The sequence below is a fragment of the Amycolatopsis sp. NPDC004368 genome (genome assembly GCF_053602515.1).
This window is the reverse complement of the sequence record NZ_JBSGDT010000035.1, coordinates 59,605-79,845: the sequence shown is the minus strand read 5'-3', so window position 1 is coordinate 79,845 and position 20,241 is coordinate 59,605. Positions and strand designations below refer to the sequence as shown.

Genomic DNA, 20,241 nt, shown 5'->3' with positions numbered 1-20,241 from the left:
GATGGCCGTGGACAGGTCGTTCGCCGACTCCAGCAGCGAGATGCCCGAATAGGCCTTCGTCGAGTCCTGCGTCTGCGCGATCAACGGGTTGCTCATGAATCAGACACGCTGCCTGAAGCGTCGGTGGTTCACCTAAGGTTCACCGCGAGATGTCGATCACTTTTTCGCGCGTAAACCACGTGACAGCATCCTGCCGCGGCAGCGAGGCTGTGGCCCGTGCCCGACTCCTTCACCCTCTCCCGCCGCTGCGCGATGCGCTGGAACGCCCCGCTCGACGAGACCCACGCCGCCCTGCTGATCGAGCGGCTCGACGTCGGGAGCGGCACCGTCGCCGACCTCGGCGCCGGCTGGGGTGAGCTGCTGATCCGCGCGGTCGACGGCACGTCCGCCCGCGGCATCGCCGTGGACACTGACGAGGTGGCCCTCGACCGCGGCCGCGAAGCCGCGCGCGAACGTGGTGCCCGCGTCGAATTCGTCGAGCAGGACGCGGCGGCCTGGCGGGGCCACACCGACCGCGCGATCTGCATCGGCGCGTCCCACGCCTTCGGCGGCACCCGCGAAGCGCTGGCCGCGCTCGCCGGCGTCACCGACCGCCTGCTCTACGGCGACGGCTTCTGGGTCACCGACCCCGGCCCCACCGCCACGGAGATCCTCGGCGACGACATCCTCACGCTGCCCGCCTTGCTCGAAACGTGCCGCGAAACGGGCTGGCGTGTGCTGCACCTGAGCACCGCCGACCAGCGCGAATGGGACGACTTCGAGTCCACCTCACGCGCCGGCCGGCTCGAGTGGCTGCTGGCCCACCCCGATGACCCGCGCGCCGCCGAGACCCGCGAGTGGCTCGACACCCGCGAACGCGAGTACGTGACCACCTACCGCGGGGTGCTCGGCTTCGCCTACCTCGTGCTGGTGAAGTAGCCGAGACGGGTCGCCCGCGTCGAGTGCCTCAGTGGTGATTGACTGCAGTGGCCATTTACAGCAGGCGGCGTGGTTTTCGCCGATCGGGGCGTTCCAGCACCCGGCGGCGCGGCCCTGTCCGGCCAGGACATCGACCGGACCGTCGAGGTCGTGGCCTGCGTGGCATCCCGCAATCCTGGTCTCTTCGGGGCAGAGCAGCCTGTGTTTCGGTGTCAGCGCCGTCCCTGGCGCGCCAGCTGCGCCCGGAAATCCGCCAGCGGAGTGTCGGAGCCTGTCTTCGCCCGAGTCTCGGACGGGAGGGCTTCGTTCTTCCACCGGTAGTGGAGCATCGCGTCGATCGATGCCTGGAGCTCATCGAAGGTCGGCGTCATGGCCGGGTTGAACAGCACCGTGAGGTCCTGCTTGGGGAGGACGACGAAGGTCACCGGCACGCCGTCCTCGTCGCAAGCCGCCTGGACGATCTGCCGCCACGCCTCGGGGTCGATGAGCCCGTGGTAGGCCCACTCGTGGGGGAAAATCATCCATTCGCCGAGCTGTAGCTTGCCAACGATCTCGTACGCGTTGCCCGTCTTGTACGGAGCAGCAACCCGGGCCATGACCCGGCCCCCTTCCTAGGCCCGTAGGCCCTCGACGAGCGCCGCGAACGCGCTCCGGTTGGCCACCAGGACGGTCCGGCCCTCCTCCGGGACGCCGGCCTGCTTCGTGTCGCGGATGCCGATGAACGCTTCGGCGCTGCCGACCTCCACGCACGCGTTCTCCTCGTGGTGCGTCCTGGTGGCCTTCATCCAGCCCGTGAATTCCATCGTCACTCCCATCCCGCGGAGCGGAGCCCCGCGAGCTCGTCGAACTCTCCTTTTCGGACACCGTCCACGAACGCGTCCCATTCGCGGTTGGTGTAGACCAGGACACGATTGCTCTCGTCTCGAAGCATCGTGAATTCCTGGCCGTCATGGGCGACGGTGGCTCGGTACAGCGCCCGCCCGGGCGGCCCGTACGTCGTCCACCCCTCGCGCGGTGACAGCGCCAACTCTGCGGTCTGCCGCATCAGCTCGGCCGTCTCGTTCTGTTCCTTGATCGTCTGCATACCGCTCCCTCAACTCCGAGCACGGCTCGTCTTCGTCGTTCCGGACAAGGGACTTCCACCAGTCGCAGACCGCCTGCATCACCACGCACATGACGAACCCGGCGATCGTGATTCCGACGGTCAAAGCCCCGCCGAGCAGCACCGCCTTCACCGACAAGTCCACGGCGCTCCTCCTTCTGAGCTTGGTACGCCGACGGAGCCGGTGCGGAGGAGAACGTCCCCGGCCCCGTCGGCTGCGATTGAGCCTACATCTGAGTCTCAATTTGCGTCACCGCTAACAACCCGTCCGAATGGGTGGAAAGTGAGACTCAAACACTTACGGTGTGTGATTGCTCTGGCGCTGGGGCAAGATGTGCCCATGCTCGAAGAAGACCCCGGACCGATCGTCCAACGGCTCATCCTTGGTGAGCGCCTGCGGGTGAGGCGGGAGGCAAGCGGGAACGGGCTTGACGAAGCCAACGATCGGCTGGGCTGGTATCGCGGAAAGCTGTCGAAGATCGAGAACGGCACGCTGGGGCTCACCGAAAAGGAGCTCGCCGTGCTACTGGCGCTGTATGGCGTCACCGGTCCGGACGCGGCCCAGATCGTTCAGCTTGGTGTGGACGCTCGTCGACGCGCCGCGCCTGAGCGGGTGAGCGACTGGGCGAAGCAGTATGTTTCGCTGGAGCGGGCTGCATCGGAAATCAGGATGGTGTACTCCACGATCCCGGGCCTCCTTCACGTGAAGGCGTACGCGAAATCCGAGTTGTCGAGGTCGCCGGTGGTCGTGGCGACGAACATCGAGACGATGGCTGCCGCGCGGCAAGAGCGCGGAGACCGCCTGTTCCGACCCAACGCTCCGCAAGTGTCGGTCGTGCTTGGCGAAGAAGCCCTCTGGCGCATCGGGCCGGCGGAGCGGCCGGAACAGCTCGCGCGGCTTCGCAAGGTCTCGGACTTGCCGAATGTGACGATCCGAATCGTTCCGGTAACGGCTGGCCCACAGGCAGCTCTGAGCTGCCCGTTTACCCTGTTGTGGATCGAGAAGGCGAACGCCACCATCGCTTATGTGGAGACGCTGACGGGTGCCGACTACGTCAAAAGCACGGGCGCCTATAGCCTCGCGTTCGAGAAGGCGGAGGAGAGCGCCTTGACCGAGGACGAGACGCGGAGCCTGTTGGACCGTGTGATCTCGGGCCAAGATCGATAGGAGAACCCATGGAGAGCAAAGCCGGGCTCCAGTGGCGGAAGAGCAGCTTCAGCGGGGGCGCACAGCAGTGTGTGGAAGTCGCGGTCACCCCCGACGGAAGCAGGTACGTCCGCGATACCAAGGACCGGCCGGCCGGGCACCTGACGGCCACTTGTGACAGCTGGCTGGCGTTCATCGCCGAGGTCAGGACTGGCGAGTTCGACTGAGTCAGCGGGGACGCGACACCGACGGGGCATCTGGGCTGCGGCTTGGGTGCCCCGTTGTTCGGTCGACTCGAAGATCGACATCTTGAAGCGAGACCGGTCCCCAGGCCGGCGCGACTTGAGGCGCGGTCGGTGCGGCTCTCGCGGTCCAGGAGCCCGGCTCACCTGGGCGGCGTGAACTGGTGATCGCCGGGCAGCAAGAGTGAAGTAGCCGCTCACGCCTTCTGTCGGAACACCGGCTTCACCGGCCGCCCGCCCAGCCACGGCGACGGGTCGCCCGCGTCGAGCGCCTTGCGGTACACCACACAGGCCCCGGCCACGATCTCGACGGTCCGGTCGATGTCGGCGTCCGTCAGGGCCGCGCTGACCACGAACGACGGCCCCAGCACCCCGCCCGTCACGAGCTGGCGCAGGAAGAGCGTGCGGTAATCCTGCGAAGGCGCCCCGGACCCGTCGAGCGTGCCGAAGACCAGGTTGCTGTCGCGGCCGCGCACCACCACGTGGTCGGCCACACCGTGCGACTGCGCCACCTCGCGGACGCCGGCGGCCAGCCGGGCGCCGAGCGAGTGCAGGTGGGCGGTCACGTCTTCGGCCTCGTACGTGTCGATGACGGCGATGGCCGCGGCCAGCGAGTGCGTCTCGGCGCCGTGCGTGGTCGAGAGCAGGAACACCCGGTCCCGGGGGTCGCGCAGGCCGCCGAGCTCCATGAACTCGCGCTTGCCGGCCAGGGCCGACACGGCGAAGCCGTTGCCGAGCGCCTTGCCGAACGTGGAGAGGTCCGGCGTGACGCCGTAGAGGCCCTGCGCGCCGTGCTCGGAGAAGCGGAAGCCGGTGATCATCTCGTCGAACACGAGCAGCGCGCCGTGGCGGTGGGCGAGGTCGCGCAGGCCCGCGAGGTACCCGTCGGCCGGGTCCTGCTGCGTCGCCGCCTCCAGGATCAGGCAGGCGATCTCGCCTTCGTGCTGCTGCAGCACGGCCTCGGTCGCCGCGAGATCCCCGTACGGGAAGCGCACCGTGAGCGAGGAGATCTCGCCCGGGATGCCCGCCGCCATGGCCGTGGTGCCGATGAACCAGTCGTCGGTGGAGAAGAACGCGTGGTCGGCGCACAGGGCGACCAGCGGACGGCCCGTGACGGCCCGCGCGAGCCGCACGGCCGCCGTCGTCGCGTCGGAGCCGTTTTTCGTGAACTTGACCATGTCCGCGGTCGGCACCGTGGCCAGGAACCGCTCGGCCGCCTCCGCCTCCACAATGGACGGTCGCGCGAAGTTGCTGCCACGCTCGATCTCGCGGCGCACGGCCTCGGTCACGCGCGGGTGGGCGTGCCCGAGGCTCACCGACCGCAGACCCGAGCCGTACTCGATGTACTCGTTGCCGTCCACGTCCCAGACGTGCGCACCGCGGCCGTGGGAGATCACGGGTGCGAGGTGCTCGGGGTACTGGTCCTCACCCTTGGCGTACGTGTGCGCGCCACCGGGGATCACCCGGTGCAGCCGCTCGTTCGCGGCTCGAGAACGGGGCAGGTCCATTGTGGTCACCTTCTAGGTCTTCAGCGCCTCAGCCAGCGAGGGCGCGGTCTTGTCGCGTTCGGACATCAGCGTGGGCGGCAGCGGCCACGGAATGGCGAGCTCGGGGTCGTTGTAGGCGATACTGACGTCTTCGTCCGGATTGTGCACGCGATCGATGCGATATGAGACATCAGCGATATCGGAAAGTGCTTGAAACCCGTGTGCGCACCCCGCCGGGATGTAAATGCTCACCTGGGTGTCGCCGGACAGCCGGAATGTTTCCACGGCCCGGAAAGTCGGCGAATCCGGGCGCAGGTCCACGACCACGTCGAACACCTCGCCGAACGAGCAGCGCACCAGTTTCGCCTCGCCCGCGCCCGAGCGCAGGTGCATCGCGCGCACCACCCCCCGCACCGACCGCGACACGCTGTCCTGCACGAATGCGTCCGGGTCGATGCCCACAGACCGCGCCACGTCCGCGTCGAACGTGCGCGAGAAGAACCCGCGATCGTCGCGATGCGGCGTGGGCTGGAACAGGAAAAGGCCGGCGATGGCCGGCACGGGAATGGCTTTCATCGGGCCTCCGAAACGGGGAAGAGCGTGGCTGACAACAGAGCGAACTGGGATTTCAGCCGTTGTTTGTTGTCTTCGTTCTGCTCGGCCAGCCGCGCTCTCAGCTCGGGTGCCCGGCTTTCCAGCTCTTCGAACTGCGCGATCAGCCGGGTCACGTCGACCGACCGCGCTTCCTGGCAGAACTCGCCGAGGCCCATTTCGGCCATCAGCACGTCGTTCTTCTTCGCGTAGCCGATCGCGACGGTCGGTTTTCCGGCCTTCAACGCGCACAGCACGTTGTGGTAGCGCGTGGCCACGACCGAGCCGACGCCGGCCATCGCGGTCATCAGCTCACCGAGCGAGCCCGGCGGCGTCGCCGTGATGAGCGGCGACCTCACCGCGGCGACGATCTCGTCCACCACGGCGAGGTCGGCCTGGTCGCCGATGAACAGCCGCACGGGTCGTTCGCGCTCGACCAGGTAGCGCACGAACTGCGTCAGAGAATCCACATAGGACCGGTAGATCTCCTCACCCCGCGAGCGGTCTTCGTTTCCGCCGCGGTAGGCCATCACCCCCACGCCGACGGCGCGGGGGTCTTCGTCGGCTGACGGAGTCGGCAGCGCGAACGCCAGGTCCGGGTACACGCCGTCACCCGCCGTCCGCACACCCATGGCCGCCATGGCCGAGCGCGACAGCTCGTCGCGGTACGACCGGTAGGCGGCGAGCTGCGCGGCCTGGCGCACGAGGAACCGCGTGGCCGGCATGGTGATCCGGTCGGCACCCACGCTGACCAGCGCGACCTTGGTGCCGAACAGCCGCCCCAGCAGCGAGAGCAGGAACAACGCGTAGGGGAAACCCCACGGCCGCAACGGCAGCGTCGCCTCCAGCACCCCCATGCCCGGCACGATCACCACGTTCTGGCGGCGCACCCACCAAGCCGTGCGCGCCACGTCCACGATCTTCCCGAGCGCCTTCGTGGCGATCGAGCGGACCCCGGAGGCCGTGCGGTACTCGTCGGAGTTCCAGTTCAGCCGGGTCGCCGGGATGCCGTAGCGCGAGCTGACGATGTTCGGTCCACCGCAGAAGGCCGTCACCGCGGCTTCCGGGTGTTCGGCCCGCAGGAACCCGAGCACGGCTTCCAGCGAACCGTCGTTGCCGAGGTTGCCCGAGCCGAGCAACCCGAACACACCGACGCGTGTGGTCACGAAACCCGCCGTTCGCGTCCGGCCACCACGAGGTCGACGGTCAGCGACAGCTCGTCGGCCGCCACCGGCACGCGGTCCTCCACGCGCTCGCCGCCGCCGCCCGGGCGCGCCCGGGCGGTGAACCACTCGGCCAGGGCGAGGTAGCAGGCGCGGCGCTCGCGTGAAGACAGCGGCGCCGTGCGGATGCCGTGCACGTAACCCCACACGTACTCGGCCAGCAGGCGCGCCGTCGGGTTCGTGACCGGGTTGCCGCGCTTCGGGTCGAGGTTCGCGCACCGCGAGCGCTTGCTCGGGTTCGCGCGCTCGGCGCGGTCCGGGTGGTCGCGGCGGAAGTACAGCAGCTCGGGCACCTGGTGGAACGGCCCATGGAGCGCCAGCTCGGCCACGTACGTGCGGTCAGCGTGGTGGTAGCTGTCCATCGGCGTGACGCGGCGCAGCACCTCGGTGCGCATCACGCCGTAGAAGTCGTCGCCGCCGGGTTCGAACAGCAGGCTCTTGAACCGCGTCGACGGCCGCGGCGCGTCGGTCTTGTGCACGTAGTCCAGCGGCACGGTCACCGCGCCGTTCTCGTCGATGATCGCCTGGTGCGAGTGCGCCACGATGACCTCGGGCCGCTCGTCGAGCACCGCGATGCACTTGGCCAGCAGCTCGCGCCCGTAGAGGTCGTCGTGCGAGGCCCACTTGAAGAACTCGCCGCGCGCCATGTCCAGCAGCACGTTGTGGTTGGGCGTCGCGCCGATGTTGCGGGCCTGGCGCACGTAGCGGATGCGTGCGTCCTTCTCGGCGTACTGGCGGCAGATCTCCTCGGTGCCGTCGGCCGAGGCGTTGTCCGAGATGACCAGCTCGAAGTCCTCGTAGGTCTGGCCGAGCAACGCCTCGAGCGCCTCGCCCAGGAACTCCTCGCCGTTGTACACGGGCAGACCGATGGTCAGCCGGGGAACCGCGCTCATCGCGTTCTCATTTCTGTTTTTCCGTCTGCCGCCGAATGAAGCTCGTCTTTGCTGAAAGAACCCGACACCGGGTGGAACTCGAGGGACTGCTCGGCCGTGCGCGGGGCCGGCGTGGTGGGCACGTTCTCGGCGATGGCGAAGTGGTCCTTCAGCGCGATTCGCAGCTGCCACCACCACACGGCCGACCCGGTGATCGTCGCGATCGCGACACCCCACTCCGACCCGGCCGCCCCGCCGAGCGCGGCCCCGATCAGGCCGAACACCACGTAGAACACCGAAGCGATCAGCTGCGAGCGCAGGCTGCGCTTCGCCGTGCCCAGCGCGCGCAGGCCTGCGGTGGCCCCGGTCGTGAAGCTCGCGCCGACCACCGCGAACGTGACCGGAAGGATCAGCAGCGACGAGCTGTCCCACAGCGAGCCGAGCACGAAACGGCCCGCCTCGGCCGGGATGAGCAGCAGCAAGCCGAGGCCCCACGCCAGCGCGGCCGCGGCCTGCACCCCACCCAGCACCACGCAGAAGTGCCACAGCCGGTGCGGCGAACGCTGCAGCACCCGCGCGCCCTCGGCCACCGTGACCAGCGAAAGGCCCATCAGCAACGCGAGGAACGGCCCGAGCAGCTGCTCCGCACCGCGCACCGTGCCCACGGCAGCGAGGCCGGCGATCGCGCCCAGTCCGTATGCACGCAGCTGCGAAGACCCGCTGTTGCTCACGTTCTCCACGAGGTAGCGCACGCCCAGCTCACGGTGGTCCCGCAGCCACGAGCGCACCGCACCCAGTCGCGGCAGCACATTGGTCTGCACCCAGCCGAACGCCGCCGCGACCCCGGCCGAACAGCCCCAGGCCAGCAGGAACGCGACCACCGTGCCGTAGCGCGCGCCGATCACCAGCGCGGGGAACAGCGCGACGGCCTGGATGCCGTCGTTCACGAACGCCTTCTGTCCGGTGCCCGCGGCGAAGAAGCCGAACCGCCACGCGTCCTGCACCAGCAGGAACGGCAGCACGATCCCGAGCGCCACGAAGGCGCCGCCCAGCGACCCGCCCACGACCAGTCCGAACGCGACACTCACCAGCCCGCTCGCGACGCCCACCAGCAGCGCCGTGCCCACGGCCTGGCCGAGCGCCTCGCGCCAGCGCGCCCTGGCGACACCCGAGAACCGCACCATCAGCGGGTCGGTGGCCAGGCCGCGCGAGACGTTGAGGATCACGCCGTAGGTGACCCACGCGATGCTGAACAGGCCGAACGCCGTGGCGCCGAGCGAGCGCGCGACGTAGAGCCCCACCACGAAGTTGGTGAGGCTCGACACGGCCTGGTCGCCCAGGCCCCACGACAGGCGCCCCGCCATGGCGCGGACCGCTCGTGAGCGCAGGATCGCGGGCACCGGCCTCACTCCTTGAGCAGGCCGGCGACCTGCAGGGCCTGGGCCGCGGTGACCACGGCGCCGAACGGCAGGTCCGCGCGTTCGGCGATGTCGAGCAGGCTCGTCTCCCCGTCGGAGTAGGACAGCACCCACAGCATCGCCAGCTGCGCTTCCTTGGCGTCGCTGCGGCCGCCGAGCGAGTCGTACAGCCCGCGCTTGCCGAGCTGAGGTTCGCCGTAGGGGCTGAGGTTCACGTACCGGCGGTTGCGTTCCAGCACCGAGAACGCCGTGCGCAGCGTGTCGAGCGTGTCCTCCATGGCCTCGGGCGAGACGAACGCCGGGTCGTCCGCCGACGTGTGGTACTCCGGGTAGCCCGCGTACGGCGTGCGCGTGAGCGAGCCGACGCCGAGGTTGAAGCCGGGGGAGCAGAACTGCCGCTCGTCGTAGCCGTAGGGCGAGAACTCGCGGATCTCGTGCGGCTTGTCCTTGAGCACGTGGGCCATCACGCGGTCGATGTCGGCGTCACCACGGCGGCTGCGCTTGTACGTGAGCGAGCCGCGGTCGCCGGCGCACGCCAGCACCACGCCGTGCTTCACGCGGTCCACGCGCTCGGCGTTGCGGGCGAGCCAGGTGATCGCGCCGATCGTGCCCGGCATGAACAGGAAGCGGTACGTGAAGCGCGGCTTCTCCTCGGCCAGCTGCTGCGCCAGCGACACGGCCACCGCGATGCCCGCGAGGTTGTCGTTGGCCAGCGACGGGTGGCAGACGTGGCACGACACGATCACCTCGTCGCTCACCTCGCCGGGCACCACGTGCTCGCCGTAGGTGAGCGACCCGTCGGCCAGCGTCGAGTCGATCTTCACGTGGTAATCGCCCTCGGGCAACGCGTCGAGCACGTCCTGCGCGACGCAGAAACCCCAGGTGGGGGAGTAGTAGCTGGTGCGGTACGGCACCCACGAGGGGCTCTCGGGCAGCGTGTGCAGGCGCCCGCGCAGCTCGGCGAGGCTCATGGTCTCGTCCACCGGCACGCTGTAGCCGACCACGTGCAGGTTCAGCTGCCGGAAGTCGATCACTCGCCGGCCGGTGGCATCCGCGACGAACGCGTCGCGGATGTTCCACTCCTGCGGCACCGTCCAGTCGAGCACCTGCGTGCCGGTGGGCACCTCGTGGACCTGCAGGTCCAGGTGCTCACCGACGATCGCCAGCGTCTGCCGGACGCCGCGCCCCGTGATGCTCCGGCAGAGCGGGTAAAGCCGCTCCACCAGCGCGTGCATCTCGCCCCCCGTGAGCATCAGACGTGCCGCAGCGTGTCGTCGACGGCCCCCGCGGCCTGACGGTCGCTCAGCCAGTTGAGCCGCGTGAAGCGGCGCTCGAATTGGGCCTTGGTCAGCTCGTACGCGCGGTAGGCGTCGATCAGCTGCAGCGCGCCGTCCTTCACGCCCCACTCGCACTCGAAGCCGGGGATGGCTTCGCGGAAGCGGGAGAAGTCCACGCGGTACGAGCGCGGGTCGGCGCCGGCCTCACCGGTGATGCGCAGCTTGGAGCCCGGCACGGCCTCCACGACCTCCTGCGCGATCTCCGCCACCGTGACGTTGTTGCGCTCGGTGCCGATGTTGAACGCGCGGTTGTGCACGGCCTCGCGCGGCGTGTCGAGCGCGGCGGTGAACGCGCGCGCGATGTCGCGGGCGTGCACCAGTGGCCGCCACGGCGTGCCGTCCGACAGCACCAGCACCTCGCCCGAGAGGTAGGCGTGGCCGACGAGGTTGTTGAGCACGATGTCGGCGCGCAGCCGCGGCGAGAAGCCGAACGCGGTGGCGTTGCGCAGGTACACGGGGGTGAAGCTGTCGTCGGCGAGCTTCGAGACCTCGTCCTCCACGCGCACCTTCGACTCGGCGTACGGCGTGACCGGGCGCAGCGGCGCGTCCTCGTCGACCAGGCCGCCGCCCGAGGCGCCGTAGACCGAGCAGGTGGACGCGTAGAGGTACCGCGAAACACCGGCGTCCTTGGCGAGCGCGGCCAGGCGCACCGAGGCGTGGTGGTTGATGTCGTAGGTGAGCTCCGGCGCGAGCGAGCCCAGCGGGTCGTTGGACAGCGCGGCCAGGTGGATCACGGCGTCGAAGCCCTCGACGTGCTCGGGCTTCACGTCGCGCAGGTCCACCTTGATCGACGGCAGGTCCTTCGGCGCCGGCCCGAGCAGGCAGCCTTCGAACAGCCCGGAGTCGAGGCCGACGACGTCGTGCCCGGCTTCGGTGAGCACCGGCGCCATCACCGTGCCGAGGTATCCCGTGTGCCCGGTCAGCAACACCCGCATTTCAGTCAGCCCCTCAAATCGAGAACGAGTTTGTTCACTTCGAACGCTTCCGCGTACCGCTGCTGGCACTCGATGCCGCGGATGCGGGCGAGGCCGAGGAAGGCCTCGCGGTCGTACCAGGGGCGGTGCCGCTGGGAGGCGTAGTGCTCCTGCAGCAGTCGCACCTTCTGCTCCGCCACTTCGTCGGCGAGCGGTACATAGGCGGGCAGGCGGCCGAGGTCGCCGTCCCACTTCACGATCTCGTAGCCCAGCGCCAGGTACCCGCGGTAGACCGTGGGCACCAGCTGCGCGAGGCCGCGGTGGTCCTGGTGCGCGTCGACCGTGCGCGGCGCCAGGACCAGGTCCGGGTCCGTGCGCTGCTTGAGGTCTTCCAGCGCGTTCTTGGCCTCGTCCCAGTGCGCCGGGAGCCGGCCGTCGGGCAGCTTCAGCACCGTGACCTCGAGGTCGGCGCCCGGGCAGAACGCGGCGAGCGCCGCCCGTTCCTCCGCCTCGCGCTCGGTGCCGCCGCCCGAGAGCACGAGCGCGTCGACCCGCAGGCCCGGCCGCTGCTCGCACAGGGTGAGCAGCGTGCCGCCGGCGCCGATGGCGATGTCGTCGCAGTGCGCGCCCAGCGCGACGACGCTGTGCAGCTGCCGCGGAAGCAGGTTGATCACACCCGCACCCGGTCTCGTTCCCACAGCGCCCACGGCCGGTCGCCGCGGGTGTAGCCCTCGTCGAGCGCGAAGCGTTCCTTCACGGTGTCGGTCGGCTTCCAGAACCCGCGGTACGGGTAGGCCAGCAGCTTGCCGCGCTTCGCCAGCTCGCCACAGCCGTCGGCGACGAGGTCGCCGTTCTCCGGGATGTGGTCGAAGATCTCCTGGCGCAGCACGAAATACCCGCCGTTCTCCCACAGCGGCATGTCGCTGACCGGCGTGATCGCCCCGATCAGCCCGCCCTCGTCCATCTCCACGCAGTGGAACGACGACTGCGGCGGCACGACCATCATCGACGCGCCGGCGTCGGTCTGCTCGAAGCGCTCCACCATCTTGTCCAGGGGCGCGTCGGTGAGCACGTCTGCGTAGTTGGCGAGGAACATCTCGTCGCCGTCGAGGTACTGGCGCACCCGGCGCAGACGCTCGCCGATCGGCGACTCGATGCCGGTCTGCACGAACGAGATGGTCCAGTCGGAGATGTCGGTGGAGAGCAGCTCCGGCTTGCCGTCGCGGAGCACGAAGTCGTTGGACGTCGTCTCCTTGTAGTTGAGGAAGAACTCCTTGATGTGGTGGGCGCCGTAGCCCAGGCACAGCACGAACTCGGTGTGGCCGAAGTGCGCGTAGTAGCGCATCACGTGCCAGATGAGCGGTCTCGGGCCGACCATGGCCATCGGCTTGGGCACGTCGGAGGCGTCTCCGTTGCGCATCCGCATGCCGTAGCCGCCGCAGAACAGGACTACCTTCACTGCTTCACCTCGACGATCTCGAGACGGGGGATCGGGAACACGAGCCGCCCGCCCCAGTCGTCTACATAGGACAGCTGTTCGGTGAGTTCCTTCCTGAGGTTCCAGGGCAGGACGAGGACGTAGTCGGGCTGGTCGGCCGCGATCCGCTCGGGTTCGAGGATCGGGATCCGGGTGCCCGGGGTGAACCGGCCGTGCTTGTACGGGTTGCGGTCCACGGTGTAGGCGAGCACGTCGGGCCGGATGCCGCAGTGGTTCAGCAGCGTGTTGCCCTTGCCGGGCGCGCCGTAGCCCACCACGGTCTTGCCGTCCTTGGCCGCCTTGACCAGGAACTCCAGCAGGTCGAGGCGCACGCGCGTGACGCGCTCGGCGAACTCGGTGTAACCCGACAGCTCGTGCAGGCCGGCGGCCTTCTCGCGCTCCAGCACGTCGACCATCCGCGCGCTCGGCTCACCGGCGACCTCGATGGGCCGAGCCCACAGCCGGATCGAGCCGCCGTGCGTCGGCAGCAGCTCGACGTCCACAACGGACAGTCCGCCGACCGCGAGCGCGCGGCGCGCGGATTCCACCGTGTAGTACTGGAAGTGCTCGTGGTAGATCGTGTCGTACTGGTTCTCGCTGATCAGCGTGAGCAGGTGCTGCACCTCGATGCTGACCCAGCCGTCGTCGGCCACCAGGGCGCGCAGGCCGTGGGTGAAGCCGATGATGTCGGGGATGTGCGCGTACACGTTGTTCGCGGCGACCAGGTCGGCCGGCCCGTGTTCCTCACGCACGTCGCGCCCCGTCTCGGGGCTGAGGAACGCCGTCTTCGTCGGCACGCCCTTGTCGCGCGCGGCCTGCCCGACGTTCACCGACGGCTCGACGCCGAGGCACCGGATGCCCCGCTCGACGACGTGTTGCAGCAGGTAACCGTCGTTGCTCGCCACCTCGACCACGAACGAGTCGGGTCCGAGGCCGAGCCGCTCGACGGACTCGGTGACGAACGTCCTGGCGTGCTCGACCCACGACGTCGAGTACGACGAGAAGTACGCGTAGTCCGTGAACGTGTCCTCGGGCGTGATCAGCGGCGGGATCTGGGCCAGCCAGCACTCGGTACAGACCTGCAGGTGCAGCGGGTACGTGTTCTCGGGCTCGGCCAACTGCTCCGCGGTCAGGAACCGCTCACACGGCGGGGTCGCTCCGAGATCGACGACACTCACCAGAGCTGTCGAACCGCAGAGTCGGCATGTGGTCATCAACGGGCTCCTCGGCTCGCGGCTTGCGTGCTAGACACGTCGATGACCAGCGGGGGGTCGTTACAGCGAGCGCGCGGGGCCTCGGGCACCGAGTTCGAAATGAGATGTGAGCAGTGCTGTTGGCGTCGGCTCCGCCGACGCGTGCGAGATCGCCTTTGAGCCGGCTCCTTCCTGCCCGACATGGTCGGCCCGGGGGGCGCCCACATCGGGCAGGAAGAAACCGGCGCGATCTCGCCGGCGGTGTGCGCGGAGAGTCACCGGCGGGCGGCGTGCGTGAGTTTTTCCCCTACTCCACCAAAGGTTTGGTGATTCAGAACTTGTCGATGGCCGGGATCACGTCCGTGGCGAACTTCTCGATCACGGAGACGTTGGGCACCGCCGGGCACGCGCCGAGGGCCGCGTCGAAGCCGAGGCCGTGCAGGCGCTCCAGCTCGGCCACGAGCTCACCGGCCTTCTCGCCCTTCTCGCCGATGTCGAGCACGTGGTACACGGTCTTGGTGATCTCGTTGTAGTCGCGGCCCTCGTTCTCGCAGTGCTGCTTGAGCACCTCGAGCTTGTGCTCCACGTCGGGCGTGTTGAAGATGTTGCACGCGTCGGCGTACTTGGCGACGAAGCGCAGCGTCTTCTTTTCGCCGCCGCCGCCGATCATGATGGGCGGGTGGGGGCGCTGCAGCGACTGCGGCGAGTTCAGCAGGCGCTCGGCCTCGAAGTGCTTGCTCGAGAACGCGGCGTCGCCGTCTCCCCACATCTGCAGGATGTACTGGAGGTTCTCCTCGAGCAGCTCGAAGCGCTCGGCGGTGGACGGGAACGGGAAGCCGAGGCCCTTCGACTCCTCCTCGTTCCAGCCGGCGCCGATGCCGAGCACCGCGCGGCCGCCGGAGAGCACGTCCAGCGTGGTGATGGCCTTCGCGAGCAGGCCCGGGTGGCGGTAGATCACGCCGGTGATGACCGTGAGCAGCTTCGCGCGCTCGGTGTGCGCCGCGAGGAAGCCCAGCGCCGTGTAGGCCTCGAGCATGTCGTTCTCGCTCGGCCCGACACCGCGGATCTGGAAGAAGTGGTCCATCACGGCCAGGTACTCGAAGCCCGCCTGGTCGGCGGCGCGCGCGACAGCGGCGAGGTCGGAGCCGAGCTTCGCCGGCCCGCCCTCCCACGTGAAGTTGGGGATCTGAAGTCCGAGTTTCATGCCATCGACGGTATACCTGGAGTTGCACCAGGTGCGGGGTCAGAAGTTGTGGACCACGGAAACGGTCCCGTGCAAGGGATCCGTGACGTAGACGGCGCGTGAACGTTGATCGACAGCCACGTCGCCGGGGTTCACGCCGAGGCTCAGCTCACCCGTGAGCACGCCGGCTTTGCCGTCCACTCGCGACAGTCCGTTCTGGCCGCCGTTCGTGTACACCGTGTCGGTGCCCTGGTGCACCGCGATCGCCGACGCTTCGCTGCGCAGCAACACGGTCTTGCTCTGTGTGTGGGTCGAGGCGTCCAGAATGGACATGTGGTGGATCGCCGAGTTGGCCACGAACACGGCGCCGCTGGCCTGGTGCACCACCACGCCCGTGGGCGAGGCCCCCACACCGGTGCTGGCGGTGAACTTGCCGGCGTCGATGCCGTACACCTCGACCGAGTCGGTGGTGGGGCTGGTGCAGTAGGCCAGCCGCCGGCCGGTGTCGAGCGCCACACCGGCGAGCGTCGGCTTCGGCGACTTCACGACCTGCTGCGTGGTGAGGCTCAAGGTGTCGATCACGGCGAGCGTGCCCGCGCTGCCGCTCACGGCGTACACCTTGTTCGCCCCGGAGTCCACGGCGAGCGAAGACGCACCGGGGCCCGCCCCGACCACGCTCACCGTCTGGTGGCTCAACGCGTCGATCGCGATCACCGTGCCACCCGGCGGATTGGTGACGTACACGCGGTTGCCGTCCACGGCGACGTCACTCGGCTTCCCGCCGACCGGGATGATCGCGACCACGCGCGCCGCCGCCGGATCGATCACGGCGACCGAGCCGGAGTTCGAGTCGGTGACGTAGACCAGCCCCGTGACCGGACTCACCGCGATGGCCGTGAGCGCCCCGCCGACGTCGACCACGCTCACCTGCTCGGCCCAGGCGGTGCCGCCGAGCGCCGCCGTGGCCACACCCGCCGTGGCCAGGGCGAACAGCCCCCGACGGCTCAGCTCGGGACCGCGCATCCGCCACCTCCCGGAAACAGGAAACTTCCCCGACCCTAACCCGCTGGTGGATCATCCGAAGGAACTTCGCGTCGCCCGATCGCGTTGATTCCGGTGAGTAACCCCCCCCGAGTGCGGACGGAGGCGAGCCGCGGTGCACAAGCACCAGAACGGGCTGAAGACGGCGTTGCTGCTCGGCCTGCTGTCGGCGATCATCATCGGGATCAGCAGTCTCTTCGGACGCGGCGCGCTGATCATCGGCCTGGTGCTGGCCCTCGGGGTCAACGCGTACGCCTACTTCAACTCCGAGAAGCTCGCCCTCCGCGCCATGCGCGCGCGGCCCGTCTCGGAGGTCGAGCAGCCCGCGATGTACCGCATCGTGCGCGAGCTGGCCACCACCGCGCGCCAGCCGATGCCCGCGCTCTACCTCAGCCCCACGGTCGCACCCAACGCCTTCGCCACCGGCCGCAGCCCGCAGCACGCCGCCGTCTGCTGCACCACCGGCATCCTCGACCTGCTGGACGAGCGCGAACTGCGCGCGGTCCTCGGCCACGAGCTCTCCCACGTCTACAACCGGGACATCCTGATCTCGTGCGTCGCCGGCGCCCTGGCCAGCGTGGTGACCGTGCTCGCCAACCTGGCCTTCTTCTTCGGCGGCAACAGCCGCGACGGCAACCCGTTCGTCTCCCTGCTGCTCGTGCTGGTGGGCCCCATCGCGGCGTCCGTGATCAAGCTCGCCGTCAGCCGCTCCCGCGAATACCAGGCGGACGCCTCGGGCGCCGAACTCACCGGCGACCCGCTCGCCCTGGCCTCCGCCCTGCGCAAGCTGGAACGCGGCACTCGCGCCGCACCCTTGGCTCCCGAACCGGCGGTGGTCTCGCAGTCGCACCTGATGATCGCCAACCCGTTCCGCCCGGGCGCCGGGATGGCCAGGCTCTTCTCGACCCACCCCCCGATCGAGGACCGCATCCGCCGCCTGGAAAACCTGGCGCGGGGGCTCTGACCTGCGAGGGCGCTCGCGCTAACCCGCGGTCGCACCCATCGTCTGCGCCACAGCCATCACGTAATCCCCATACCCCGACTTCGCCAGCTTCGTCCCCAGCGCATAACACTCATCCGCCGTGATGAACCCCATCCGCAACGCGATCTCCTCCAGGCACGCGATGCGCACGCCGGTCCGGTGCTCCAGCACCTGCACGAACTGCCCCGCCTCCAGCAGCGAGTCGTGGGTGCCCGTGTCGAGCCAGGCGAAGCCGCGGCTGAGCTCGATGAGGGTGGCGCGGCCTTCGCGCAGGTAGGTGAGGTTGACGTCCGTGATTTCGAGCTCGCCGCGGTGCGAGGGCTTCAGCGAGCGCGAAATGTCGACGACCCCGTTGTCGTAGAAGTACAGCCCGGTGATCGCGTTGTTGGAGCGCGCCTTCACCGGCTTCTCCTCGATCGACACGAGCTTGCCCGACGCGTCGACCTCGCCGACGCCGTAGCGCTCGGGGTCCTTCACGCGGTAGCCGAACAGCACGCAGCCGTCCAGGTCGGTCGACGCGGCCTGCAGCGTGCGGGAGAAACCCTGGCCGTAGAAGATGTTGTCGCCCAGGACCAGGGCGACGGAGTCGTCGCCCACGAAGTTCGCGCCGATGACGAAGGCTTCGGCGAGGCCGTTGGGGCTGGGTTGCTCGGCGAAGGTGAACGAGAGGCCGAACTGGCTGCCGTCACCGAGCAGGCGCTGGAACACCGGCACGTCGTCGGGGGTGGAGATCACCAGGATCTCGCGGATTCCAGCCAGCATGAGCACCGAGATCGGGTAGTAGATCATCGGCTTGTCGTAGACCGGCAGCAGCTGCTTCGACACGGCCTGAGTGATCGGGTGCAGACGCGTCCCGCTGCCCCCCGCCAGCACGATGCCCTTCATCCGTCTCCTCACTCGCGGCGTTCACCTTGCCGGGTGAGTCTGTCAGCCCATCGGTCCCTTGCCGAAGTAGGCCTTGCAGCCGAGGTTGTACTCGGTGGCGATCTCCAGCACGTTCTTGCCGCCGTCCACGGGCAGCAGCGTCGACGAGTAGTTGGGGCAGAAGTTGTTGTAGATGCCGGTGATGAGGATGGGCGCGGGCAGCGGGTACCAGTTGCCCGCGCCGAGGTTGTCGTTGGCGAGCAGGGTCTGGCCGTTGCCGGCGATCGGCGTGCCCTTGGCGTTGGTGTAGATCTGCCCGACCATCACGAGCCGCACGCCGTTGGGCCCGCCCGGGAAGAGCGTGACGGTCTGCGCGTGCTGGAAGTAGTTGCCGCTGGCGGTGTTCACGCGGGTGCCCGGATCGGCCGGATCGCCCCAGTTCGCGCCGTCCGCAGAGATCTTGTAGTACGGGTCGCAGTAGCGGTCGCCGTAGTTGCAGATCTCGTAGCTGAACCAGTACCGGCCGTCGGGCAGCCGCCGGATGATCGGCATGCCCGGGCGCACGCGGTCGGGCGGGATGGCCAGCGTGAGCTGCTTGGTGCCCCAGTGGATGCCGTCGGTGGACGCGACGCGGTTGAGCACCTGCGCGTACTTCGGCGCCTGCGTCTCGTCGGCGTAGTGCAGCCACAGCGTGCCGCCCGCGTCGACGGTGAACTCCGGCTCCCAGATGCCGTCGTGGTTGTGCGACAGCGCGGCTTCGGACAGGTACGTCCAGCGCTTGCCGCCGTCGGCGCTGGCCCAGACCTTGATGCCGATGCGCCGCTGGGCCCCCGCGTCCTGCCGGTAGCTCGCCGCCCACAGCACGGTGCCCGCACGCAGCCGGCCGACGCGTTGCGGCAGCTCGTAGAGGGTGCCGCAGCATTCGCCGAGCTTGCCGTCGGGGTCGCGGATCTCGCCGATCTTGTGGAAGCTCGCGCCCTCGTCGGTGCTCTCCATGATCGGCGTGAACTTGCCGCCGCTGTCCTCACTCGTGAACGACGCGAGGATGTGCCCCTTGCCGAAGGGCGAGTACTGCAGCCGGATCAGCCGCGCGTACGAGCCGTACCCGTCCACCAGCAGCTGCTTGTCGACCACGGCCGACGCCGGCGTGAGCCCGGCGGCCAGCACCACCACTGACGTGAGGAAGGCGATCACGGGTGTCCAACGGCGCATCGACGAACCTCTCTCACGGGCGGGCCGCGCGATTACACCACGCAACCGGTCCGGTTCAGGTCCTTCTCTCGGCGTCTCCGCAGGTCAGCGTCGGGACTCCACCCGGTCGAGGGGTTTGATCCCCACGATCGGGTGGCAAGCGTCGGTAACGGATGGTCAAAGGGTGACGAAAGATCACCCGAGGGCCGCGCGGCGGCTCACGAGGGGGAATGTCTGATGACGCGCGTCCGCCGGCGTGTTGCCGTACTCGCGCTGACGGGCCTGCTCACGGCCTCGTGCGCCATCCAGCCGTCGGGTTACGGCGAGATCCTGGGCTCGCCGGCCTTCGACCCGCCGACGTCGTCGTCCTCACCGGCCCCGCCGCCCCGTCGCCTCGAAGCCCCGACGGAGACCCACACCGGCAAGGGCAATGCCACCGTGGCCCTGTCCTGGCCCACCGACGTCCCCGGCTACCTCACCTTCGACTGCCCCCGCTGCGACTCCAACATCTTCGTCCACACCGACGGCGACGAGTTCTCGCTGATCAACGCCATCGGCGCGTACCACGGCACGGTGTGGTTCAACGCCATCGAAGGCCGCGACCCGTCCCGCACCCTCACGATCACCGCGAACGCCTCGTGGACCGCCACCATCACCGACCACCGCACCCTCCCGACCGTCACGGCGGCCAAGCCCTACGCCGCCAAGGGCGACGCCGTCCTCGCCATCCCCGCCGGCGTCACCCACGCGAAGTTCCAGACGACCTCGAAGGGCCACTCCGCCGTCTGGATCCAGCGTGGCGGCACCATGGACCTCCCCGTGAACGAGATCGGCCCCGCCACCGTCGACTTCCCGGCCCCCGGCCCGACCCTCCTGGAAGTCGAGGCCTATGACGGCTCGTGGACGGTCACGGCGTCGTGAAGTCCGTCCGAGACAGCCGCAGAAGGCCAGGCAGCCGCGCGGCGTCGATCCACTGTGCGCGGTGCGCACCTCGGCCAGGGCGTCCACGTCGGATTCGGTCAGCGCCCCCTCGCCGTGCGGCCGGATCGACGCGGGCCA

The 20,241-nt window shown here is 69.2% G+C and carries 22 protein-coding genes; 5 read left to right on the top strand and 17 right to left on the bottom strand.

All coding sequences use genetic code 11. From position 1 onward, the window contains the following. Positions 1-216: 216 nt before the first annotated feature. The gene (locus ACWEOE_RS34260; RefSeq protein ID WP_452016587.1) at positions 217-918 is read left to right on the top strand and encodes an SAM-dependent methyltransferase; all 702 of its coding nucleotides are present in this window, start codon (positions 217-219) and stop codon (positions 916-918) included. Positions 919-1,130: 212 nt separating this feature from the next. On the opposite strand, the gene ACWEOE_RS34255 is transcribed toward ACWEOE_RS34260, so the two are convergent. Genes ACWEOE_RS34255 through ACWEOE_RS34245 form a run of 3 tightly spaced genes read right to left on the bottom strand, consistent with a single transcriptional unit; the run spans position 1,131 to position 2,002 of the window. Further along, the gene (locus tag ACWEOE_RS34255; protein ID WP_452016585.1) at positions 1,131-1,514 is read right to left on the bottom strand and encodes a hypothetical protein; all 384 of its coding nucleotides are present in this window, start codon (positions 1,512-1,514) and stop codon (positions 1,131-1,133) included. Positions 1,515-1,529: 15 nt separating this feature from the next. After that, positions 1,530-1,721, bottom strand: coding sequence for a DUF397 domain-containing protein (locus ACWEOE_RS34250; RefSeq protein WP_452016583.1), 192 nt, complete (start codon positions 1,719-1,721; stop codon positions 1,530-1,532). A 2-nt stretch (positions 1,722-1,723) separates the two neighbouring features. Then, on the bottom strand, positions 1,724-2,002 hold the full coding sequence (locus ACWEOE_RS34245) for a DUF397 domain-containing protein (RefSeq protein ID WP_452016581.1): 279 nt from the start codon (positions 2,000-2,002) through the stop codon (positions 1,724-1,726). Positions 2,003-2,360: 358 nt separating this feature from the next. Here ACWEOE_RS34245 and ACWEOE_RS34240 point away from each other — a divergent pair, with 358 nt between their 5' ends. Continuing rightward, complete coding sequence (locus ACWEOE_RS34240) at positions 2,361-3,188, top strand: helix-turn-helix domain-containing protein (RefSeq protein ID WP_452016579.1); 828 nt, start codon at positions 2,361-2,363, stop codon at positions 3,186-3,188. Between the two features lie 8 nt (positions 3,189-3,196). Then, positions 3,197-3,394 (top strand): DUF397 domain-containing protein, encoded by a 198-nt coding sequence (locus ACWEOE_RS34235; protein ID WP_452016577.1) that lies wholly within the window; start codon positions 3,197-3,199, stop codon positions 3,392-3,394. Positions 3,395-3,606: 212 nt separating this feature from the next. Here the strand turns inward: ACWEOE_RS34235 and ACWEOE_RS34230 are convergent, their stop codons facing one another. From ACWEOE_RS34230 to ACWEOE_RS34175, 12 genes are all read right to left on the bottom strand, one after another. Then, entirely contained in the window at positions 3,607-4,917 is a 1,311-nt protein-coding gene (locus ACWEOE_RS34230; protein ID WP_452016575.1) for a glutamate-1-semialdehyde 2,1-aminomutase, read from the bottom strand. A gap of 12 nt (positions 4,918-4,929) precedes the next feature. Beyond that, a complete protein-coding gene (gene rfbC / locus ACWEOE_RS34225) occupies positions 4,930-5,472 on the bottom strand; it encodes a dTDP-4-dehydrorhamnose 3,5-epimerase (protein WP_452016573.1) in 543 nt (180 codons plus the stop codon). Then, on the bottom strand, positions 5,469-6,653 hold the full coding sequence (locus tag ACWEOE_RS34220; protein ID WP_452016571.1) for a polysaccharide pyruvyl transferase family protein: 1,185 nt from the start codon (positions 6,651-6,653) through the stop codon (positions 5,469-5,471). The genes rfbC and ACWEOE_RS34220 overlap by 4 nt, the downstream gene beginning before the upstream one ends. Beyond that, positions 6,650-7,603, bottom strand: a complete 954-nt coding sequence (locus ACWEOE_RS34215; RefSeq protein WP_452016569.1) for a glycosyltransferase family 2 protein — start codon at positions 7,601-7,603, stop codon at positions 6,650-6,652. Before ACWEOE_RS34215 ends, ACWEOE_RS34220 begins: the two co-directional genes overlap by 4 nt. After that, on the bottom strand, positions 7,600-8,946 hold the full coding sequence (locus ACWEOE_RS34210) for a hypothetical protein (protein ID WP_452016593.1): 1,347 nt from the start codon (positions 8,944-8,946) through the stop codon (positions 7,600-7,602). The genes ACWEOE_RS34215 and ACWEOE_RS34210 overlap by 4 nt, the downstream gene beginning before the upstream one ends. A gap of 41 nt (positions 8,947-8,987) precedes the next feature. Next, the gene (locus ACWEOE_RS34205) at positions 8,988-10,253 is read right to left on the bottom strand and encodes a DUF4910 domain-containing protein (protein ID WP_452016567.1); all 1,266 of its coding nucleotides are present in this window, start codon (positions 10,251-10,253) and stop codon (positions 8,988-8,990) included. Next, complete coding sequence (locus tag ACWEOE_RS34200; RefSeq protein ID WP_452016565.1) at positions 10,253-11,272, bottom strand: NAD-dependent epimerase/dehydratase family protein; 1,020 nt, start codon at positions 11,270-11,272, stop codon at positions 10,253-10,255. The genes ACWEOE_RS34205 and ACWEOE_RS34200 overlap by 1 nt, the downstream gene beginning before the upstream one ends. A gap of 5 nt (positions 11,273-11,277) precedes the next feature. Then, complete coding sequence (locus ACWEOE_RS34195; protein ID WP_452016563.1) at positions 11,278-11,925, bottom strand: PIG-L deacetylase family protein; 648 nt, start codon at positions 11,923-11,925, stop codon at positions 11,278-11,280. Further along, positions 11,922-12,710 carry a glucose-1-phosphate cytidylyltransferase gene (locus ACWEOE_RS34190; protein ID WP_452016561.1) on the bottom strand — a complete coding sequence of 263 codons (789 nt, stop codon included), beginning with the start codon at positions 12,708-12,710 and terminating at the stop codon, positions 11,922-11,924. Before ACWEOE_RS34190 ends, ACWEOE_RS34195 begins: the two co-directional genes overlap by 4 nt. Continuing rightward, positions 12,707-13,942, bottom strand: coding sequence for a methyltransferase domain-containing protein (locus tag ACWEOE_RS34185; protein WP_452016559.1), 1,236 nt, complete (start codon positions 13,940-13,942; stop codon positions 12,707-12,709). Before ACWEOE_RS34185 ends, ACWEOE_RS34190 begins: the two co-directional genes overlap by 4 nt. Positions 13,943-14,252: 310 nt before the next feature. Next, the gene (locus ACWEOE_RS34180; RefSeq protein ID WP_452016557.1) at positions 14,253-15,125 is read right to left on the bottom strand and encodes an LLM class F420-dependent oxidoreductase; all 873 of its coding nucleotides are present in this window, start codon (positions 15,123-15,125) and stop codon (positions 14,253-14,255) included. A gap of 39 nt (positions 15,126-15,164) precedes the next feature. Then, positions 15,165-16,127, bottom strand: a complete 963-nt coding sequence (locus ACWEOE_RS34175; RefSeq protein ID WP_452016555.1) for a YncE family protein — start codon at positions 16,125-16,127, stop codon at positions 15,165-15,167. A gap of 133 nt (positions 16,128-16,260) precedes the next feature. On the opposite strand from ACWEOE_RS34175, the gene htpX reads away from it, so the two are divergent. Then, on the top strand, positions 16,261-17,109 hold the full coding sequence (gene htpX, locus ACWEOE_RS34170; protein WP_452016553.1) for a zinc metalloprotease HtpX: 849 nt from the start codon (positions 16,261-16,263) through the stop codon (positions 17,107-17,109). Between the two features lie 18 nt (positions 17,110-17,127). On the opposite strand, the gene rfbA is transcribed toward htpX, so the two are convergent. After that, the gene (gene rfbA / locus ACWEOE_RS34165) at positions 17,128-18,012 is read right to left on the bottom strand and encodes a glucose-1-phosphate thymidylyltransferase RfbA (RefSeq protein ID WP_452016551.1); all 885 of its coding nucleotides are present in this window, start codon (positions 18,010-18,012) and stop codon (positions 17,128-17,130) included. 42 nt (positions 18,013-18,054) lie between these two features. Continuing rightward, positions 18,055-19,203 (bottom strand): exo-alpha-sialidase, encoded by a 1,149-nt coding sequence (locus ACWEOE_RS34160; protein ID WP_452016549.1) that lies wholly within the window; start codon positions 19,201-19,203, stop codon positions 18,055-18,057. 216 nt (positions 19,204-19,419) lie between these two features. On the opposite strand from ACWEOE_RS34160, the gene ACWEOE_RS34155 reads away from it, so the two are divergent. Continuing rightward, positions 19,420-20,103, top strand: coding sequence for a hypothetical protein (locus ACWEOE_RS34155; RefSeq protein WP_452016547.1), 684 nt, complete (start codon positions 19,420-19,422; stop codon positions 20,101-20,103). The last annotated feature ends 138 nt before the right edge of the window (positions 20,104-20,241 follow it).

Bases quoted from the DNA above. Each gene is read 5' to 3' on its own strand.
- ACWEOE_RS34255 (WP_452016585.1), bottom strand. From the start codon at position 1,514: ATGGCCCGGGTTGCTGCTCCGTACAAGACGGGCAACGCGTACGAGATC.
- ACWEOE_RS34205 (WP_452016567.1), bottom strand. From the start codon at position 10,253: ATGCTCACGGGGGGCGAGATGCACGCGCTGGTGGAGCGGCTTTACCCG.
- ACWEOE_RS34180 (WP_452016557.1), bottom strand. From the start codon at position 15,125: ATGAAACTCGGACTTCAGATCCCCAACTTCACGTGGGAGGGCGGGCCG.
- ACWEOE_RS34240 (WP_452016579.1), top strand. From the start codon at position 2,361: ATGCTCGAAGAAGACCCCGGACCGATCGTCCAACGGCTCATCCTTGGT.
- ACWEOE_RS34235 (WP_452016577.1), top strand. From the start codon at position 3,197: ATGGAGAGCAAAGCCGGGCTCCAGTGGCGGAAGAGCAGCTTCAGCGGG.
- ACWEOE_RS34200 (WP_452016565.1), bottom strand. From the start codon at position 11,272: ATGCGGGTGTTGCTGACCGGGCACACGGGATACCTCGGCACGGTGATG.
- ACWEOE_RS34215 (WP_452016569.1), bottom strand. From the start codon at position 7,603: ATGAGCGCGGTTCCCCGGCTGACCATCGGTCTGCCCGTGTACAACGGC.
- rfbA (WP_452016551.1), bottom strand. From the start codon at position 18,012: ATGAAGGGCATCGTGCTGGCGGGGGGCAGCGGGACGCGTCTGCACCCG.
- ACWEOE_RS34155 (WP_452016547.1), top strand. From the start codon at position 19,420: ATGACGCGCGTCCGCCGGCGTGTTGCCGTACTCGCGCTGACGGGCCTG.
- ACWEOE_RS34185 (WP_452016559.1), bottom strand. From the start codon at position 13,942: ATGACCACATGCCGACTCTGCGGTTCGACAGCTCTGGTGAGTGTCGTC.
- ACWEOE_RS34245 (WP_452016581.1), bottom strand. From the start codon at position 2,002: ATGCAGACGATCAAGGAACAGAACGAGACGGCCGAGCTGATGCGGCAG.
- ACWEOE_RS34250 (WP_452016583.1), bottom strand. From the start codon at position 1,721: ATGGAATTCACGGGCTGGATGAAGGCCACCAGGACGCACCACGAGGAG.
- ACWEOE_RS34175 (WP_452016555.1), bottom strand. From the start codon at position 16,127: ATGCGCGGTCCCGAGCTGAGCCGTCGGGGGCTGTTCGCCCTGGCCACG.
- rfbC (WP_452016573.1), bottom strand. From the start codon at position 5,472: ATGAAAGCCATTCCCGTGCCGGCCATCGCCGGCCTTTTCCTGTTCCAG.
- ACWEOE_RS34230 (WP_452016575.1), bottom strand. From the start codon at position 4,917: ATGGACCTGCCCCGTTCTCGAGCCGCGAACGAGCGGCTGCACCGGGTG.
- ACWEOE_RS34160 (WP_452016549.1), bottom strand. From the start codon at position 19,203: ATGCGCCGTTGGACACCCGTGATCGCCTTCCTCACGTCAGTGGTGGTG.
- ACWEOE_RS34210 (WP_452016593.1), bottom strand. From the start codon at position 8,946: ATGGCGGGGCGCCTGTCGTGGGGCCTGGGCGACCAGGCCGTGTCGAGC.